This window comes from Aquiflexum sp., from assembly GCF_977115555.1.
Window position 1 is genome coordinate 1 of the sequence record NZ_CDSBKL010000568.1, and the last position, 2,022, is coordinate 2,022.

The following is a 2,022-nucleotide window of genomic DNA, read 5'->3' on the forward strand; positions in this document are numbered from 1 at the left end:
TATAAAAAAAAAACAAAGGTGTAATTACAAATTACACCTAGCCCTAACATCAAACGTTAATCCAGATCCTGAGGGGAGTGTTTATGATTTACTATTTTTTGTCGGCCAGATACAATTAGTTCGTCCATTGAAACGGGATCAAAGTTGTCAGCCATTACAAAAAACTTGGCTGTAACTGTGTTGTCTTTCCCGTAGTCCTTGTCAATATTAAAAGTTTGTCCAGGCTCTGCTTTGCTTAGTTTGTCAGCAATGATGTTTCTTAATTTTTTCAAGTCAGCAATTGTCCCACCTATAGCGTTGTCAGTAATTATTGCTTGGTCGTCAAGCGTAATAATTTTTAAATACATATATGGTCCGTAATGATCGTGTTCAAAAACTATGTCCCGACTTGGGCTGTTCGTATAATAGTCAAGAAGTTTTACGAAATTCTGAAGTCCGCTTTTGCTACCGTAAAATCTCCATTGGTTTACGCCAAGTCTCTCGTCAAGGCGTAGTAGAAACCAAGCTGTCGCCACTCGTCAATCATCATTTGGTCTATGTCAATTTTCTTGTCTGTCATTGTCGTAATGTTGGTCGCCTAAGGTTACCGCTAACATCTTTCTTTGTCCAACAGTATGAGAAAGCATTCCGATTCAGGATGCTTCACTTAACATTGTGAAAAGAAATCCTTTAAAACTAAAAGAATTTTTTAAATCTAATCTCTCAACACCCCTATTTCCCCAAAAATACCGTCTCCCCTTTCTCCGCTGACTTCCTGGCGGCATCGAGGATTTCGGCGACAATCATGTTGTTGTTGAGGGAATAAAGGCTGTAGTCTTCCACTTTGATTTTGCCTCGGATCACATCTGCGAAATAGGAAAAAGGATCTACATAGACGCCGACTTCATCCGGCCGAACTTCGAAGGTTTTTTCCTCAGGATTGTCCCAGGTTCGTGTCCGCATCTTGGACTTATTTTCACTGATAACCTGACCGGTCTTTCCATATACTTCCATGTCCTTCCTGTCAAAAGGCCAATTCCAAGAGGCTTGGATAATCGCCTGCGCATCTCCATAATCCAAAATAATAGTCGCCTCATCATCCACTTTGGGATAAATGTCCGGCTTGTAGGTATTGGTGATGGCTGTGACGGAAATCGGCTTTCGGCCTGCCATCAGGTAAGTCATGATATTGGCACCATAGCAACCGAAATCAACCAACGCTCCTCCCCCATTTTGAACCGGGTCAGTAAGCCAATCCAGAAACTCCTTCCCTACCCCGATTTCTTTTGGACCCCTGTGTCCATGATGGAAAACCGCCTTGCGGATCGGCCCAAAAGCTTCCTTATCCTGAAGCAATTGATAGGTCTTTTCAGTGCTTGCATACCAGGAAGTCTCAAAGTTGGTCAGGAGATGGATTCCGTGTTTTTTGGCCAAAGTTTCCATTTTCTTGGCTTGTTCTAGAGAGTAGGTCAGGGGCTTTTCCACCATGACATGAATCCCACGTGGTGCAGCCAACTCCACTGCTTCCAAATGGGCATAAATGGAACCAAAAGCCAATACTGCTTCCGGCTTTACCGTATCAAGCATGGCTTTGGGATCGGTAAAAAACAGTTTTTCATCAAGGTTGTAGCGCTTGGCATAGCTTGCTGCAAGGGCAACATCGGGTTCATAGATCCCCACCAAGTCCACATCAGTCTTGTCTTTTCTGTTGAAAATCCAGGGCGAATGCCCGTGAGAAAGTCCCATCATCGCCATGCGGACAGGTTGACTTCTTTGCTGTGCAGAAGCATTTTGCAGGAAAGCGAAACAGATGAAAAGAAAAAGGAGGAGATTTTTCATGGCTTGATTTGGATTGGAGAATAGAACATACAAGATGGGAATTTTCACCTTTTACAACAAATTCGAAATTTTTCTATCTAAAACTGAACCTCATATGTTCGAGACGGGGAGGAAAGACGGCGAACCGGGCCGGCTCCGGCCTTGTGCGCGGATAGGATTCCGCCGTCTTGACTTTTTTGGCTACTTTTTTTGTCAAGAAAAAAA

2 protein-coding genes are annotated in these 2,022 nt (G+C 43.3%); both read right to left on the reverse strand.

Annotated elements, in window-relative coordinates; genetic code table 11:
* Window positions 1–56: 56 nt before the first annotated feature.
* A complete protein-coding gene (locus ACZFYI_RS19635) occupies window positions 57–347 on the reverse strand; it encodes a hypothetical protein (protein WP_462525816.1) in 291 nt (96 codons plus the stop codon).
* Window positions 348–711: 364 nt separating this feature from the next.
* Window positions 712–1,818: a Gfo/Idh/MocA family protein gene (locus tag ACZFYI_RS19640; RefSeq protein WP_462525817.1), complete on the reverse strand. Its 1,107-nt coding sequence runs from the start codon at window positions 1,816–1,818 to the stop codon at window positions 712–714.
* Window positions 1,819–2,022 lie beyond the last annotated feature (204 nt).